Raw genomic sequence first — 18118 nt, 5'->3', positions numbered from 1 at the left:
ATAATTTTTATTTTCTCGATTAAAATCCGTCTTCTAATGCTGCGAATGGAATGTTTAGTCTGTTTTCTACTGTACGTAAACGTTGGTTTAAGCGGTTTAGTCTACGTGTATGGCGCTCAACTGTATTTTCTAGTTGACGTACTCTTTGTTCAAGCTCATTTACGCGTCTTTCTAATTGACGATTTCCAGTGCCAGGAAAAGAGATTGGAAGTTGGAATTGTCTATTTTGGTCATATGGATTCGTTTGCTCTGCTTGATCTATATAAGATTGATATTGTGCTTGTAAGTCATACTGTGGTTGTTGGTACGCATATTGATTATATGGATCATATGGATTGTAGGGATACATAATAACATCCTCCATTTCTTTAAAATAGGTTGAATTCACCATAATGTATGTGCAAAAGCGGAGCGGTGGCACGGCAAATACCTATTTATGTTGACGAGATTTCTCTTTATTCCGCATTAACGGGCAGTAAGACCCCACTGATTAAAGTTTCACTTTATAAAAAATAGCTTGAGGGTTTTTGATTTGTATTTCTTTTGCCTGATGGTATATACTGGATAAAAGAGAGAGTTTACATAAAAGTTACAATTCTATCAAACTCAAACTTTTATGTAAATATGTATAGACATTTATAAAAGAAAAGAGTAATTTATATAGAGTGAAAAATAACTTGTAACATTTTATAAACATATTGTAAAATGATTGTAACAAAACATACATAAAAATGAAATAAATACATAATAGTGATGTTGGGGAAAGGGAGAGAGTATATTGTTCCGTAAAGTAAAGGGTATATTAGTTGGGGTGTTATGTGTAGCTGTAGTGAGTGGCTGTGGTGCAAAAGTAAGTGATGTTGCATTGGTAAGTGATATTGGTGGGCACACTGTAGAGGCTAAAGCAGAAGTGCAAGATACTATTAGTTTAGTTGATGGTCGAACTGGTACTGAAGTGAAAAAATTAGATTTATCTGGTTTAGGCTATTTTGAAGATGAAGCGAAATTTAAAAAGTCTGTAACAAAGGTTGTTGGTGAGGTTGGAAAAAGCGTCGACAAAAAAATGGTTCCTTCACGTATAGCACCTGATGGAAGTTGGCAAGAAGGAAAACCTTCTTATGAATTAATGGAAAAAGAATTAGTAGATAAATTGTTAAACGTTGGTATGTGGGATGCTACGTATCAGTTGCCGATTGTGGAGAAAAAACCAGTCGCAACATTAAGTGATGCGCAAGGAAATGGTACGGTAATTGGTAGATATGAAACGAACTTAGGTGGTTCAACAGGTGGCCGTATTGAGAATATTCGTTTGTCAGCAGCGAGCATAAATGGAGTTGTGTTAGCAAAAGGAGACCGTTTCTCTTTTAATTCATTAATCGGTGATACGACACCAGATAAAGGATATCAATTAGGGAAAGAAATAGTTGATGGTAAATTAGTAGATGGATATGGCGGTGGTGTTTGTCAAACATCTTCAACTTTATACAATGCAGCAGATCAAGCTGGCCTGAAAATGGTGGAGAGAACTACACATTCTAAAACGGTAGGTTATGTTCCACAAGGAAGAGATGCTACAATTGCATATCCATATTTAGATTTAGTATTTGAAAATACGAATGATGCACCTGTGAAGCTTTATATGGGCATTCAGGGTGGAAAGCTAGTTGCTGAAGTACATAAAATGAGATAAGAGTTATAAAGCCACCTTTTCTAAAAGTTAGAAAAGGTGGCTTTTTTATTATGAAAATAAAAATGTATGTAAATTCTGACTTTTCTTATTTACATAGGATGATTTTAGTTGTATCCTTCATAGTAACGGTTATATGTAATGGGAAAATATAGGGATAAGGAGATGAAGTTATTCATGGTACAAATTCATCCGAAAACACGTATTGGTCATGTTGAATTTAAAGTGAAAGATTTAGAGCGTCAAATTGCTTTTTATGAGAATGTTGTAGGATTAGAGGTAATTAAGCAAGAGGGGAATAAAGCATATTTATCTGGAAAAGGTGGAAAGAACGCGTTACTTGTTCTTGAAAAGTTAGAGGACGGGGTACTGCAAGAACCGCGTACGACTGGTATATATCATGTAGCCTTTTTAGTTCCGACTCGTGAAGCTTTTGCTTCTGCGCTATTTGGGGTTCTTCGTAATAAGAATGTAATTGACAGCCCGGCTGAGCAAGAAGGGCGTTATACATATTCAAATGAAATTTTACCAATTTCAAGGTTTAATAGTGCAAGTGATCATACATATAGCGAAGCTTTTTATTTGCAAGATTTAGAGGGGAATGGTATTGAAATTTATGCAGACCGTCCGCGCGATCGATGGGGAGAAGGGCCAGGAGGAAGTACACCACTTGATTTAAAAGAATTGGCAACATTCGTTGATTATGAGTTTGATGGTTTGCCTGCTAATACTGTCGTTGGGCACGTACATTTAAGAATAGCTGATGTAGAGAAATCACATGAATTTTATGTGAAAACAGTAGGTTTTGAAGTACAACAGCGTGAAGAGGATTGCTTATTTATTTCAGCAGGGGAATATCATCACCATATTGGTGCAAATACGTGGAACGGAGTAAACAATCCACACCCGCCAGTACATGCAACTGGACTAAAGGTGTATACGATTGTACTACCGCATAAAGAAGCATTAGATGAAGTGAAAGAAAGATTAATAGAAAAACAACATGAAATAAATGAAACTACAAATGGGTTTGCGGTAGTAGATCCAAGTGGTATTACAGTGCAGTTTGAAATAGAAGCAGTGTAAAATAAGCGAGAAAGTGTATAATCACTTTCTCGCTTATTTTTGATCATTCATAGCTCAATCCAATATCTTCTTACTATATTCCCATCTTCCTCAGTGAAATCATCATCACGAATCCCGCCGTTATGTAAAATCGTTTTTTCAGAAGCGGTATTTACTGCGTCGCAAACGACAAGTACTTTCGTGATGTCTAATTCCTTCGTTTTTTCTAATGATAATGCTAGTAACTTCGTAGCATAACCTTTTCTTCTTTCAGAAGGGCGAATGCCATAACCGATATGACCGCCAGCGTTAAATAGATGTTCAGTTAAACTATGACGTATATTAACAGCTCCCACAATTTTATTTTCATCTGTAACAAGCCAATATGTAGAGTCTGGTACCCAAGTTTCAGGGATATTTATTCCGTTATGCGCATCGAGAAGTTCTTGAACCATAGCTGGGAAGTTGGCAGGATTTTTTGTGATAACCCACGGGATCATTGTTTCACCGCTATCTTTCCATTCGTTATAGAAATCTAAGTATTCTTCTTGTAAATCAGTAGTAGGTGTAAGTAACGAGACGTTCATTGTTAGTAAGCTCCTTTAGTTATGTAGTTTTTATAAAAAATTATGACACAAAGTGAAAGCGTTTTCTAAACTTTCTCAACCTAATTTCATGTAATTCACCTTTGTTTTTTTAGAAAATTAGTGGAGGTTTAAAATTAGAAGTTATTTATTTTATGTTAATATTTAAAATATTAACATAAAACGGTCGGAGTATTAAGTTTATTTTAGTGGTATTCTTTCGTATCGATAAATGGATGTTTGTGATAATTTTTGTTTTATCTATCTATAATGAATGAAAGGGGGAAGTGCCCGTGAGTGTAGATTTTGATTTTATTATACGAATCGGTGTTGCTGGCTTGTTAGGAGCAATGATTGGTATTGAAAGAGAAATTCGATCGAAAGAAGCTGGATTAAAGACTCATTTCCTCGTAGCGGTAGGAAGTGCGTTAATAATGGTTGTTTCGAAATATGCCTTTTCAGATATTGTGTATGAAGAGCATATGTCTCTAGACCCAAGTCGGATTGCAGCACAAGTCGTTAGTGGAGTTGGCTTTTTAGGTGCAGGCACAATTATTATTCAAAAACAGGCGGTGAAAGGATTAACGACCGCGGCTGGTTTATGGGCTACTGCCGGCATAGGATTAGCAATTGGAGCGGGAATGTATGTAGTAGGCATTGGAGCGACGATTCTCGTTTTAATTGGTTTAGAAATTGTAAGTCGTATTTTTAAGGTGCAATTTTTATTTCCACAAAATATAACAGTGCAAATGTTTGTAAATAAACATGAAGCGATACAACAAATATTAGAAACACTACAAGTGAAAGGCATCCCAATACTCTCATATGAGGTGGAAGCTTCACAGCAAGGTACAGAAACTGTTTATAAGGTAGGGATGCAACTGAAAAATATATCGTCAGAAGAAAAGAATGAGTTTATTCAGCATATGCAAACATTACCGGAAGTTACGTTTATAAAGTTAAAATCATAGTGTTGAAAACGAGGATAGATGTAGCAGGAATTTTGCTATTATCTATCTTTTTTGATATAAAATGCACGGAAAGTCAAGCGTTAACTTTACATGAAATGAATATATGTGTGAACGTTACCTTATTTTTTCTCAATACAGGACAAAAAGTAAAAATAGTAAAATAATGGAGCGGGACACTAAAAATGTAAGGTAGGGGAGAGTATGAAAGGCTATTCAAAGAAAATGTTAGTAGGGGTAAGTTTTGCTAGTTTAATGTTAGGGAGTTTTCAAGGGGGCAGTTTGGCAGAAGATACTAAGGGAGAGCAAGTTTCTTATCGAAATGTGCTCAAAATGGAGCCAGTCGGTGTACAACTACCAGTACAAGAATTAGCTCATTCATCGAAAGTGCTCGAAAGCAAGTCTTTTGAGAAAAGGCTACAATTTGCCGATTTATCACAAAGACCACCTGAGGTGAAAAAAGAAAGTAAGCAATTAGCTGTAGCGAAAACTTATACAATTGCTGAATTAAATCAATTAAGCAATCAGCAGTTAGTAGATTTACTTGTAACAATTGATTGGGAGCAAATTACGGGGCTATTTCAGTTTAATACAGACAGTCTAGCATTCTATCAAAATGATAGTAGGATGCAGGCGATTATTGATAAATTGAAGCAGCAAGGACAAGCCTATACGAAGGATGATTCAAAAGGGATTGAGACATTAGTGGAGGTATTACGTTCAGGATTTTATTTAGGATTTTATAATTCGGAACTTAGTAAATTAAATGAACGGAGTTATCATGATAAATGCTTACCTGCATTAAAAGCGATAGCTAACAATTCAAATTTCAAGCTGGGTACATTAGAGCAAAATAGAGTGGTATCATCATACGGAAAGTTAATAGGAAACGCTTCGAGTGATGTGGAAACGATAACATCAGCTGCAAAAATTTTTAAACAATATAATGATAATTTTTCTACATTAGTAGATAATCTTTCAGCTGGAAATGCTATTTACGATATTATGCAAGGTGTTGATTACGACATTCAATCGTATTTGTACGATACGAGGAAAGCACCGAAAGATACAGTATGGTATCAGAAAATAGATAGTTATATTAATGAACTAAGTCGTTTTGCATTAATGGGAACGATTACAGCAAAAAACGGTTGGCTTATTAATAATGGCATTTATTATACAGGTAGACTCGGTACGTTCCATAGTACAGGAACGAAAGGGTTACAAGTTGTAACAGATGCGATGAAAATTTATCCGTATTTAGGGGAGCAATATTTCGTAGCTGCTGAGCAAATCGCAACGAATTATGGCGGAAAAGATGCAAATGGTAAAGTGGTGAATTTAGATCAAATAAGAGAAGATGGAAAGAAAAAATATTTGCCAAAAACATATACGTTTGATGATGGGGCAATTGTTTTAAAAGCTGGAGATAAAGTGACAGAAGAAAAAGTAAAACGTTTATATTGGGCGGCAAAAGAAGTGAAGGCACAATTCCATCGTACGGTTGAAAGTGATCAACCTTTAGAAAAAGGAAATCCTGATGATGTACTAACGATGGTTATTTATAATAGCCCAGCAGAATATCAATTTAATCGTCAATTGTACGGTTATGAAACGAATAACGGTGGTCTTTATATAGAAGGAACAGGTACGTTCTTTACTTATGAGCGTACGCCAGAAGAAAGTATTTATAGTTTAGAAGAATTATTCAGACACGAGTTCACGCATTATTTACAAGGTAGATATGAAGTACCAGGGTTATGGGGACAAGGGAAAATATATGAAAATGAAAGATTATCTTGGTTTGAAGAAGGGAATGCTGAATTTTTTGCAGGGGCAACGAGAACGGATAATGTTGTACCGAGAAAGAGTATTATAGGAGGATTATCTTCAAACCCAGCGGAGCGTTATACGGCAGAGCGAACGTTAAATGCAAAGTATGGAACGTGGGATTTCTATAATTATTCCTTTGCTTTACAATCTTATATGTACAATAAGAGATATGATATGTTCGATAAAATACATGATCTTATTAGGAAAAATGATGTAACAGCATATGATGCATATCGCTCTACATTAAGTAAAGATGTGAATTTAAATAAAGAATATCAAGACTATATGCAAATGCTAGTTGATAATCGTGAGAAATATAATGTGCCATTAGTATCAGACGATTATTTAGCGAATCATGCATCAAAGCCAGTTTCAGATATTGCGGCAGAAATAACGGCGGAAGCAAAATTGAAAAATGTATCAGTGAAGAAAAATAAATCACAGTTCTTTAATACATTCACACTACAAGGTACATATACAGGAACCGCAGCAAAAGGAGAATATGAAGATTGGAAAACAATTACACAAAACGTTAATGATACGTTAAAACGTTTAAGTGCAAAGGAATGGACAGGCTATAAAACAGTAACAGCATACTTCGTAAATTATCGCGTGAATGCATCAGGACAATTTGAATATGATGTTGTGTTCCACGGTATTAATACAGAAGAAGGTGCAGAGAATAAAGCACCAGTTGCAGTTATAAACGGTCCGTATAGTGGAAATGTAAATGAAGCAATTTCATTTAAAAGCGACGGATCAAAAGATGAAGACGGGAAAATTACTTCGTATAAATGGGAGTTTGGTGATGGAGCAGTAAGTAATGAGCAAAATCCAACTCACGTATATACAAAAGAAGGAACGTATACAACGAAATTAACGGTAACAGACGATAAAGGAGCAACTAATACTGCTACAGCGACTGTAACTGTTCAAAAGAAAGAAGATAACAGTGTAGAAAAAGAACCGAATAACTCATTCCAAACAGCAAACAAACTGCAGTTAAATCAAGTCTTACGTGCTAGTTTAGGAAATGGCGATACAAGTGATTTCTTTGAAATTAATGTGGAGACTGCTAAAAACCTTCAAATTAACGTAACGAATGAAAATAATATCGGAATGAACTGGGTACTTTATTCTGAAGCAGATTTAAATAATTATGTTACGTATGCTCAGCAGCAAGGGAATAAACTAGTAGGTAGTTACTACACGTATCCAGGGAAGTATTATTTACATGTGTATCAGTATGGCGGGGGGACAGGGAATTATACGGTGGAAGTGAAGTAGTAAAAAGGGAGTTGTCTTTTTCAATGAATGGCACAAGGTCTGTACTTTAATGGAAAAACAACTGTAGGAAATGTCTATAATGATAATAACAAATTAAGTGTCGAGAGATGTTATATTTACATTAAACCAATCTAATCAGTAGATGAGATAAAGTCGATGAACTAGTATTTCATCACGATGTAAGAAAAGTTATAAATATTAAGTGTTTTTAATTGAATTAAACTAAAGGATCAGAGTATATCTGTAACAATAGATAAGCTCTGATCCTTATTATTTTTAATTAATACACATGAATTTAAGATAATTAATAAGTAAGCTAGCGCTAGCGGGATTCTTAAAATTCATTTATGTAATTAACTAAACAGAAAATTTTTATCGCATTAGTAAGGGATACTAATAGAAAAGCGTGTCCCTTTACCTAAGTTACTCTCTATCTCTATATCTCCGTTTAATTCTTTAATAATACTATAAGCAATCATAGTACCAAGCCCAGTTCCTTTTTCTGTTGTTGAATAGAATGGCAAAGCAATTCGTTTTATTTGTTGAGATGACATCCCAATTCCTGAATCAATAATATCAATTATGATATTTCCTTTTACTTTTTGTATATTTATTTGTAATAATCCACCATTTTTCATAGCCTCAATTCCGTTTTGGATGATGTTGTTTAGACAGAGTTTGAATTTTTCGGGGTCCCCATTTATATAAAAGGAATCTGTACTATTTTGTTTGATTTCAACTTTGTATGATAGAGCGAGTGGTGAAATAGTATCTTTCACCTGATTTAAAATGTGATTAATATCTATTTTCTCTTTTAGGGTGTTCTGTGGTTTGGTTAAAGATAAATAGTTATTAATAGTAGATTGTATTTGCTGCATTTCAATTAACATGATTTCTAAGTATTGATCCTGAGATAGCTTAGAGGCATGTTTTTCATTTAATAATTGAGTGAATCCATGTACCGTGGTTAGTGGATTGTGGATTTCGTGTGCAATTGACGCTGCTAGTTCGCTAGCTATATAAAATTTTTCAGCCCGTTGTAGCTTTTCTTTCATTTTATATTTCTCGATCATTCCCTCTATTAAATAAACTGATAATAATACTGTGAAAATATTAATGATTATGTAATTTAATAAAAATTCTATGAGAGTAGAGTCTATTTTCCCTCCTGTATGTATTTGAGTTACAATACCGCAAATAGAAAGTGAAGTTGTACATACTAAAATAAGGAGTAAGCTTAATAATACTTTTTTTTCTTTAACATACATAGGTAATAAGTAACGAAAGAGCATTGTTATACCAAAAATAATAGTGAAGATAATAAATGATGGAAGAACGCCATTTCCGCCTAAGTAAAACCGATAAGAAAGATATAAAATTCCTATAAAAACAATGTTTTTTGTATTTCCATATAGAAAAACTAATATTATAGGAATAAAACGTAAATCATAAATAAATCCCACATGTAAATGAAAAGGAAAAGTCATACAAAAAATAATAGCAATGGAGGAAAGGATAGAAAATAATATATTATTACATGTTGTTTTTTCTTTAAACTCTAGCCAAAATACGTGATAGCTAAGGATACAAATTATTATAATAAAGGTATTTAATAAAAGAGTAGAAATTCCCATAGTTTTGCATCTCCGATAGTTTGTAAGTAGAATTATGTATGAGTTGGACATAGATGTTTAGTATTAGTAGACTTTTTATCTAAAAAAGGAAGGGTACTTGAAAAACATGCTGTTATATTACTCGTATTAAAATTGATAAGGAAAATAGAAAAAATCTATTTAAATTTATGTACATATGAAATTATAAACTAACTTTTGTATAGGTGAAATTTGGATTGAGTTACTGATAAAATAAGGTTTTTAAGTATGAATATTCTGTGAAAATGATATGCGTGGTGACTCCTGTTTGTAGCCTTCGTTATATTAACATGGAATATATCAAATTACAAAGTGAAATTTTAGAAAAATTTTATTAGTACATTTTATCTGAAATAGAAATGCTATTTATGTGAGTATTTTAGTACTTACTCGTATAAAACTTTGTTAGAAAAAGAATTTAAAATTTACATGTTTTTTATGAAGCGTAATATTGTAACTTTATCTATGTGGGTTTCTCAATAACTATTAAGGTGAAGAGTTAAGATATATAGGTTTATAGATATGAATTATTACATAAAAACGCACTTGGAAAAGGATGTATGATGGTAATAGAATACAAACATCAAGGGGGAACTTAAAATGAAGTTAAATAAACTAGTGCTTAGTTGTGGAGTATTTTCAGCATTAACACTTGGTGTGTTAGGGAATAATACTTATGCTGAAGAAGTACACAAAACGAATGATCCAATTCATGTAGTTGAACATGTTTCTGCAGACTTATTATTAACTCAAACAATGGATTATAGTGGCGAGGCTGAAACTTCTTTCGTATATGATGGGAGTACTGACTTAAGCTTCTCTATGAAAAATAATGGTCAAAATACAATGGGATATAGTGTAAAAGGTCCAAATACAGAGCTAATTGTTGGTGGTTATATAAAACCTGGAGAACAACAAATTAATGTTACAAATGTACGGAATGCTTTATCTCCATTACCGAATGGAACATATAAAATTTACGTTTCAAATGATGATGGTTCTAAGGGGCAATTCCAAGTTTCAGTAAGATCTATGAATTAAATTTAAAACGCTTTGCTTTTAAGTTAATTTAATCTTTACTTATTGGAAAGAAGCTAAATTGAATTGAGAATTACCGATAAAAATGAAAACGAGCACCTTATCTAATTGTGAGAGGGGGTTCGTTTTTTGCTATTAAACAGAAAACAATTATAAATACATTTTGATATTTCCATTGCTAACCTACTAGATTGTGTCAACGAGAGAATGTCTACTATAAAAGATATCAAAATAAAGATGATGTAACATTCCGCTAAATTATATGGGGAAATAGAAAAACCACTCTTATATGAGTGGTTTTTAGTAATTATTTTTAGGTTATACATTTAAAATTAGGCTAAGTTATAGAAATAATAAACATTTAATCCGTTGTTATTATTTTGGTTCTGGATAATGATTGTAGTATGAGATTCTAATAAATTCTTGGTAGACATTTGTTAATTTGGCATCTCTAAGAGCATCGTTGAATTTTTGCATACGTACACTCCCTTGAGCGTAGCCTCCACCTGGAGTATAAGGGTTTCTTGCTTCAAAGTCATCCAAAAATACTTTTAATTTTTTATAGTCTTGAGATTGATAGAAAGCCACGGCCTCTTCAGGAGTGACATCAAAGTAAGAGGATGACGTTGAGTTATAAGAAGCTGCTTGAGCAGTAGGTGCCTCTAGCATAGTTGCAGCTCCACCGAACATAGTAAGCGCCATAGAAGATACAATAATTTTTTTAAACATAATAAAACCTCCATGTAGAATATTGGATTAACAGTAACCCTGTAATCATTGTAGTTACATTGAAAATGATTATCAAATGCAATGTTGCATAATGTATCCCGCTATTTGTGGGCAGTAAGACTCACGCCCAAAAATTCAATGAAAGTAAAGAAGTTAGATGGGGATCGAGCTGAATAAAGTTTTACTTTATTCTTTAAATGAGGAGTCACCCTTATATCTCAATGAAGGAGCGTAATAGAGAATTAATAGATTAAAAGAGGTGTATAAATTATTCGGATTAACCAGAAAATAAAAAGGCTATTTTTAATAGGGGGAAAGCTTAATAACTGAAGTGAAGGAATTGCTATTTATATATTTAACATACATATTTGTCTTTTAACTTGTAGGCGTGTTTTAGAATTTGTATATAGTAAATTCGTTAAAAAACTTGATAAATAATAAAATGTGTAAATTTTTTGACTATTTCATTAAAATTATTTAATATTTGTAATTTATTGTTTTATAATGATAAATGGGTCGATCGTGAATGTTTTAGATATTGCGATATATACTCGGATTAATTTATTCTAGGGAGGTTACAAAATTGAGTAAGAGAGTCATTATAAGAGTTTTTACATTATTATCAGTACTGGCATTATTCCTTAATGTATTTTTACCTAGGGCTAGTGCAGAGGTTATGACGCATGAGAAATATTCAATGGACTGGAGTTATAGTAATAGTCTAGGTAAGTACATTCGCACTGAAATGATTAAAAATTCAAGTGGTCAAATTGCTTATTGCTTAACCCTTGGATTAAAATCACCAAATGGTGAAGATCTTCCTGAAATGGGGAAAACAGATAATGTAGTATATAGAGTCTTATTAAATGGTTTCCCGCAAAAAAGTGCTGAACAGCTGGGAGTAGCTAATAAAAATGAAGCGCATTATGCAACGCAACTTGCGGTTTGGAATGCATTAGGTCAACTCGATGTAAATGAATTAAAACATGAGAATAAAAATGTTGAAAAAGCAGCTAAGGCTATTATTAGTAATGCTAATAATAGTGAAGAGACTCAAGATATTTTTATGAATGTGATTCCTGCTGAAAAGCAAAAAGCAGAATTAAAGGGTGAATTCTTCGAAACAAATCTATATTCAGTACAAACAAATGCTAAGAGTGGTTCTTATAAGGTAGTAGCGAAAAATGCACCTAATGGAGTTAGAATTGTAAGTGAAAATGGAGAAGTGAAAGATCAGCTTTCAGTTGGAGAAAAATTTCGTATCCAAATTCCTAAGAATACAAAAACGGGTGAATTTAATTTAAGTGTTGCTGCTAATTTAACTAAAGTTCAAGCAATTGCTTACCGTGGTACGGATACTGTTCAGAATGCTACAGTACTATTAGAAAGAAATGAAGAAAAGCTTAGTAGTGATCTTGCAGTAAATTGGGAAGCAGCTGGTTCTTTAAAAATTAAAAAGGTTGGAGAAAATGGAGAAGTTTTAGCTGGTGCAGTATTTGAGGTCTTTAATGCAAATAATGAATCAGTTGGAAAAATCACGACTGGTGCTGATGGTATGGCAGAATTAAACAACTTACCAATTGGTACTTACACATTAAAAGAAATTAAAGCACCAACAGGCTATGTTTCAGATGATAAACCACAAACTATTGAAGTTAAGACAGGAGAAACAGGAGCTGTCCAAATAGTAAATAACAAAGTAAAAGGTAACATCGAAATTAAAAAGCTCAGTGATTCAGGAAAGGTTTTACCAAATGTTGAATTCACAGTCTTTACTGAAGATGGAAAAGAAGTGCAAAAAGTAGTAACAAAAGAAAATGGAATTGCAAACGTTGAAGGTCTTACGTATGGTAAGTATTATTTCTTAGAGACAAAAACACCTAATGGATATATTGGAAATAAAACAAAGTATCCTTTTGAAATTAAAGAGCACAATAAAACACTTACTTTTACAGTGGAAAATACCGAAGTGAAAGGTAGTGTAAAATTACTAAAAGTAGATAATGAAGATATTAGCAAAAAATTAGAAGGTGCAGTATTTGAATTGAAAGATGAAAGTGGAAAAGTAGTTGGGGAATATAAGACAGATAAAAATGGCGAGATTAACGTCAAAGATTTAGCGTATGGTAAATATTCATTTGTAGAAAAGGCTTCTCCACATGGTTACGTTCTTGTTAAAGAACCGATTATGTTCGAAATAAAGGAACATGGGAAGATTATTGAGTTATTGGCAGTTAATCATCTTATCAAAGGTGATCTAGAAATTACAAAGGTAGATGTAGCTGATGGAAATAACAAGCTTCCAAATGCAGAATTTACGATTTATAACGAAGCAGGAAAAGAAGTAGTAAAAGGAAAAACAGACGATAAAGGAATCGCTAAATTTGAAAAATTACCATTTGGAAAATACACATATAAAGAAACTGTTGCGCCAAAAGGTTATGTATTAAATGAAGAAACGTTCTCTTTTGAAATTAAAGAGAATGGTCAAATCATTAAACACATTGTCAAAGATGAAAAGATTCCTTCAATAAAAACAACAGCTACTGATAAAACAGATGGTACAAAAGAAATGCACACGTCTAAGTCTGTAACAATCCAAGATAAAGTGGAATACAAAGACCTACAAGTAGGTAAAGAATACACTTTAAAAGGTAAATTAATGAATAAAGAGACTAATAAACCATTAGTTGTAAATGGTAAAGAAGTAACAGCTGAAACGAAGTTTACACCAAAAGAAGCAAATGGCTCTATTACATTAGACTTCACATTTGATGCAACTGGTTTAGAAGAAAAAGAGGTAGTAGTATTCGAAGAGTTATTGAAAGAAGGAAAAACTGTTACAACACATGCTGATATCAATGATAAAGGTCAAACAGTTAAGTTCGTTAAGCCATCAGTAAAAACGACAGCAACAAACAAAGCTGATGGTGGAAAAGAGATTCATTCAAAGGATTCTATCACTATCCAAGACAAAGTGGAGTATACTAACTTAGTTGTAGGTAAAGAGTACACTGTAAAAGGTAAACTAATGAACAAAGCTATTAACAAACCATTATTAATTGATGGAAAAGAAGTAACAGCTGAAACGAAGTTTACTGCAAAAGAAAAGAACGGTTTTGTAACATTAGACTTTACTTTTGTTGGTGCTGAACAGCAAGGAAGAGAAGTAGTCGTGTTTGAAGACTTATTACATGAAGGGCAAGTAATTACAACGCATGCTGACATTAATGATGTAGGTCAAACAGTTCGATTTGTAGAACCTTCTATTAAAACGACAGCAACAAACAAAGTTGATGGTTCTAAAGAGTTAGACGCTTCTAAATCTGTAACAATCCAAGATAAAGTGGAATACAAAGACTTAATCGTGGGTAAAGAGTACGTTGTAAAAGGTAAACTAATGGATAAAGCAACAAACAAGCCATTATTAGTTGATGGTAAAGAAGTAACAGTAGAATCTAAGTTTACTGCTAAAGAGAAGAATGGTTCTATCACACTAGATTTCACATTTAATGCTTCTGCATTACAAGGTAAAGAAGTAGTAGTATTTGAAGAACTGTATCAAGATAATATATTAGTAGCTATTCACGCTGAAATTGAAGATAAGGGACAAACAGTGAAATTTAAAGAGGTAAAGCCGGAACAACCTAAACCAGAACAGCCAAATTCAGATAAAAATACTCCAACACCAGAGCAGCCTAACGAGCAAGTAAAAGAACAACCACAACCTAAGCAAGAAATTCAATCTAAAATTGGATGGTTACCGCAAACAGGTACTAATCTTACAAGTTGGATCTCTATGGCTGCAGGCGCATTACTGTTAATTGTTGGTGGAGTGATTTTCTTAAAACGTAAAAATGCATAGAAATTAAAAAATAAGCACATCTGTTTTTTAACAGGATTGAAGTGACCCCTAAAAGTTAGACACGGTTATTTCATTAGGCAGCTTGATAAAAGTGAGTCCGGTATTGTACCGGGCTCATTTTTAATTTTGCCTTAATCCGTTTCGTATTATAATAATCTATATATTTTTCTAATTCTATTTTAAAGTGCTCTACATTTTCAAATTCTTTTATGTAGAGGAACTCCGACTTCATAATCCCAAAGAAATTTTCTATTACTGCGTTGTCGTAACAGTTGCCTTTTCGAGACATACTCTGGACGATAGCTCTTGATTCAAGTGTCCGGACGTACTGTCTCATTTGATAATGCCATCCTTGATCCGAATGCATCAGTAGCTGGTGGGTTTCAGGTAAACGTTCCAATGCTTTCTCTAACATGTCTGAAACAAGCGAATACGTCGGTCTAGAACCAATTGTATAGGTAATAATTTCACCATTATACAAATCTAATACAGGTGATACATACAGTTTTTCTCCAAACAATTTAAACTCTGTGATGTCTGTTACCCACTTTTGATTCGGTGCATCTGTATGAAAATTACGCTCTAAAATATTAGGTGCAATTCTACCGACTTTTCCTTTATAGGATTTATATTTCTTCATACGCACAACACACTTTAACCCAAGCTCTTTCATAATGCGCTGAACCTTCTTGTGGTTCACTTTCTGGCCACGATTCGTTAATTCATCACGAATGCGACGGTAACCATAACGACCTTCATTTTCCTCATAAATCGCTTTAATCTCAACTTTCAAATCGGCATCTACATCTGGACGATTCATTTTCTTTACTAAATCATAATACGTGCTTCGAGGAATAGTAGCTAGCTCCACGAGTGCCTTCACCGAATATTTATGCCTTAATTCATAGACTACTTGCGCTTTGTCTTGTTTTGTGATTTTTCCTTGTTTTGAACTAAGGCATTTAACATTTTTAAGTACTCATTTTCCATCTCAAGCTGTTTAATGCGTGCTTCAAGTGCTTCGACTGACCCTTCAGCTAAAGGTTGTTTTAATTGTTTATTTGAATCTTTTTTCATGGATGGACGCCCCTTTTTCTTAGATTGAAGGGCATCAATTCCTTGTGTTTCGAGCTGTTTTTTCCAAACAGAAATCGTTGAAGGGGCAGGAATATTAAAGATAGCTGCCGTCTCAAATAAGGACATACCGTTTTCAATCATAAAGTTTAGTACGTCTAGTTTAAATTGTTGTGTGTAATTTGTACATCGTTTTAGAAAAGCTTCCAGACCATTCTGTTTATATTGGTTTACCCAATTCAAAATGATTGTGTCATTTATACCGAGCGATCTACCTATTTCTCGATAACTTTCATTTCCGTTCAAATAACGTAGAACGATTTGTATTTTTTCATTAGCTGTAAATTTAGCCATAGAAAAACTGCACCCCCAATTGTTAGACTGTGTCTAACAATTGGGGTGCAGTTCAGATGTGCTTATTTTTATCATTTTAGCCAAGAAGACTCCTATATTCAAGCGTGAATGGCATTTAAAATAGCAAATTTATTTGTAGTAAATAATACATAATTTTGTTTTACTGTTTTAATTAAAATAAGGTCTGTTGTCCCATAAGCTGTTCCAATACGTATGACATCTACTTCTTCAACACCAGCATAGGTAGCATCTTCGGTAATCTCAATCACATCACGTAATGGAATTGTAATCTCCGCCAATTGCCATGAAATAATTAACTCTTCATTTGTTTTTTTTACATTAATGCCTAGCATTATACCAAGACCCTTCAATAATAATACGCTACACTTCTAATCTTATTATATAAATTTTTAGATTTTTTATCTATATGTAGGAATAGAATTTATTTATATTTGTGAGCATCTTAATGATGTCAAACAAATAGAAGGATATACAGTCTTTCTATTAAGAAATATGGTAAGAACAAAAGTTCACTTCAAATTAATATGAATTTGATATGGTTGAGATATTATGAACGAGAAATAGTAAGAGTTGCAGGAAGGAAATGAATAATGAGACTTAAATTAGTAGGAATTTTCATTTGTGTAATTATGATGTTAGGTATCTTTATAATTTACACCAATCAATCTATTGGTAAAGAACCAGATAAGACGAACTATGAATCTCGTGAAAACTCCATAAATAAAGAGAAAGATAGTAGAGGAAAAGGGCAATCAAAATACAATGAAAGTTCTTTTGCTAGTATACAGGCTGTAGTTAATAAGGAATATGGATTACCCGAAGACTATAAACCAGAGGATTTAGTTGTACCAAATGTACCATTCTCATTTAGTGGAACGGTAGAAAAGAGCCACCTCCGTAAAGAGGCGGCAGAAGCACTGGAAAAGTTATTTGATTTAGCAAAGCAGGAGGGGATTCAGTTAAATGCTGTTTCGGGATTTCGTTCCTATGACTATCAACAACGATTGTATACAAACAATGTGAAAAGAAAAGGACAAGAGCATACGGATCGCTTCTCGGCAAAACCAGGACATAGCGAACATCAAACAGGATTAACAATGGACGTTTCTTCTAAAAGTGCGAACAATGAACTAGAGTTATCCTTTGCTAATACGAAGGAAGGAAAATGGCTGAAAGAAAACGCGCATCGCGCAGGGTTTATCATTCGTTATCCTAAGGGAAAGGAAAGTATTACAGGTTATGCATATGAACCTTGGCATATTCGCTATGTAGGAGATATTGCTGAAAATATATATAAACAAAAGCAGACTTTAGAAGAATACATGAATCTATGAAAATAGAATTGAAGAATTAAACTGGCTATCAATAGACGTGAGATTGTAAAAGGCAGGGGATATAAATTAAGGTGTTTTTTAATTTTTTTGGTGAAGAGGGAAGGTATCCCTCTTCTTTTTTCAGTCCTTGTAAAATTTGAGGATGTCTTAAGGGAGTGAAAAGATGGATTGTGTGAGTGTATTAATAAAGGCTACTTTAGGTGGCTTCTAGAGATGTTTTTTGAGGAAATACTAGTATTCATTGCAGCAATCGCCTATATTATAGGAGCATTCACGTTGGGATATAACAGAGAATTATAGAGTAAAGTAGGATTCAAAAGCATTGCGGTGGTTATAAGTTATTTTCCTATTAAAATAATTAGTCTTTGTTCAAAATTTAAGATTGTTATTTTATTATATCTAGTAACTATTTATAATATTTAATAATTACATGGTTTACTATTAAGGTGGTTATCTTACAAAATTGTAAGGTTATTTTAATTGACACTCGTATGTATAAGTAACTATACTGGTTACACGATGTTGGTGAGTATATTTAATAATCTCTATCTATAAGTGTATATCCGAGGATTATTTTTAGAGTAATAGTTCGATTTTAAATTCATTATCCGTTATATAGTAATATAA

At 33.1% G+C, this 18118-nt stretch carries 13 protein-coding genes; 7 read left to right on the top strand and 6 right to left on the bottom strand.

What is annotated here, in order from left to right:
- Positions 1-19 precede the first annotated feature (19 nt).
- A complete protein-coding gene (locus QCI81_RS04615) occupies positions 20-349 on the bottom strand; it encodes a hypothetical protein (RefSeq protein ID WP_000283711.1) in 330 nt (109 codons plus the stop codon).
- A 429-nt stretch (positions 350-778) separates the two neighbouring features.
- Between QCI81_RS04615 and QCI81_RS04610 the strand changes: the two genes are divergently transcribed.
- On the top strand, positions 779-1690 hold the full coding sequence (locus QCI81_RS04610) for a VanW family protein (RefSeq protein ID WP_000488980.1): 912 nt from the start codon (positions 779-781) through the stop codon (positions 1688-1690).
- Positions 1691-1864: 174 nt separating this feature from the next.
- Positions 1865-2773 (top strand): VOC family protein, encoded by a 909-nt coding sequence (locus tag QCI81_RS04605; RefSeq protein WP_071731373.1) that lies wholly within the window; start codon positions 1865-1867, stop codon positions 2771-2773.
- 47 nt (positions 2774-2820) lie between these two features.
- On the opposite strand, the gene QCI81_RS04600 is transcribed toward QCI81_RS04605, so the two are convergent.
- Complete coding sequence (locus tag QCI81_RS04600; RefSeq protein WP_063548278.1) at positions 2821-3339, bottom strand: GNAT family N-acetyltransferase; 519 nt, start codon at positions 3337-3339, stop codon at positions 2821-2823.
- A gap of 290 nt (positions 3340-3629) precedes the next feature.
- Here QCI81_RS04600 and QCI81_RS04595 point away from each other — a divergent pair, with 290 nt between their 5' ends.
- Both QCI81_RS04595 and colA read left to right on the top strand, forming a co-directional pair.
- Complete coding sequence (locus QCI81_RS04595) at positions 3630-4307, top strand: MgtC/SapB family protein (protein WP_000109724.1); 678 nt, start codon at positions 3630-3632, stop codon at positions 4305-4307.
- A 201-nt stretch (positions 4308-4508) separates the two neighbouring features.
- Positions 4509-7424: a collagenase ColA gene (gene colA, locus QCI81_RS04590; RefSeq protein WP_071731372.1), complete on the top strand. Its 2916-nt coding sequence runs from the start codon at positions 4509-4511 to the stop codon at positions 7422-7424.
- Between the two features lie 380 nt (positions 7425-7804).
- Here the strand turns inward: colA and QCI81_RS04585 are convergent, their stop codons facing one another.
- Positions 7805-9058: a sensor histidine kinase gene (locus QCI81_RS04585; RefSeq protein WP_063548274.1), complete on the bottom strand. Its 1254-nt coding sequence runs from the start codon at positions 9056-9058 to the stop codon at positions 7805-7807.
- 618 nt (positions 9059-9676) lie between these two features.
- Here QCI81_RS04585 and QCI81_RS04580 point away from each other — a divergent pair.
- Entirely contained in the window at positions 9677-10117 is a 441-nt protein-coding gene (locus tag QCI81_RS04580) for a hypothetical protein (RefSeq protein WP_071731371.1), read from the top strand.
- Positions 10118-10489: 372 nt separating this feature from the next.
- On the opposite strand, the gene QCI81_RS04575 is transcribed toward QCI81_RS04580, so the two are convergent.
- Positions 10490-10843, bottom strand: a complete 354-nt coding sequence (locus tag QCI81_RS04575) for a hypothetical protein (RefSeq protein ID WP_000473483.1) — start codon at positions 10841-10843, stop codon at positions 10490-10492.
- Between the two features lie 583 nt (positions 10844-11426).
- On the opposite strand from QCI81_RS04575, the gene QCI81_RS04570 reads away from it, so the two are divergent.
- Entirely contained in the window at positions 11427-14708 is a 3282-nt protein-coding gene (locus QCI81_RS04570) for a VaFE repeat-containing surface-anchored protein (protein WP_071731370.1), read from the top strand.
- Between the two features lie 73 nt (positions 14709-14781).
- Here QCI81_RS04570 and QCI81_RS04565 read toward each other — a convergent pair.
- Positions 14782-16136 (bottom strand): IS3 family transposase gene (locus tag QCI81_RS04565; RefSeq protein WP_353810624.1). Its coding sequence is split into 2 segments (ribosomal slippage): positions 14782-15677 and positions 15677-16136, totalling 1356 coding nucleotides; the frame shifts between segments, so codons are not numbered across the junction.
- Between the two features lie 98 nt (positions 16137-16234).
- Positions 16235-16489 (bottom strand): SunI/YnzG family protein, encoded by a 255-nt coding sequence (locus QCI81_RS04560; RefSeq protein ID WP_071731275.1) that lies wholly within the window; start codon positions 16487-16489, stop codon positions 16235-16237.
- A gap of 258 nt (positions 16490-16747) precedes the next feature.
- Between QCI81_RS04560 and QCI81_RS04555 the strand changes: the two genes are divergently transcribed.
- Complete coding sequence (locus QCI81_RS04555) at positions 16748-17491, top strand: M15 family metallopeptidase (RefSeq protein ID WP_001237442.1); 744 nt, start codon at positions 16748-16750, stop codon at positions 17489-17491.
- The last annotated feature ends 627 nt before the right edge of the window (positions 17492-18118 follow it).

The sequence above is a fragment of the Bacillus cereus group sp. MG20 genome (assembly GCF_040459885.1).
Classification (GTDB): domain Bacteria; phylum Bacillota; class Bacilli; order Bacillales; family Bacillaceae_G; genus Bacillus_A; species Bacillus_A cereus.
Note: the sequence above shows the minus strand (reverse complement) of the source record. Positions and strands in the feature narration are given on the sequence as shown.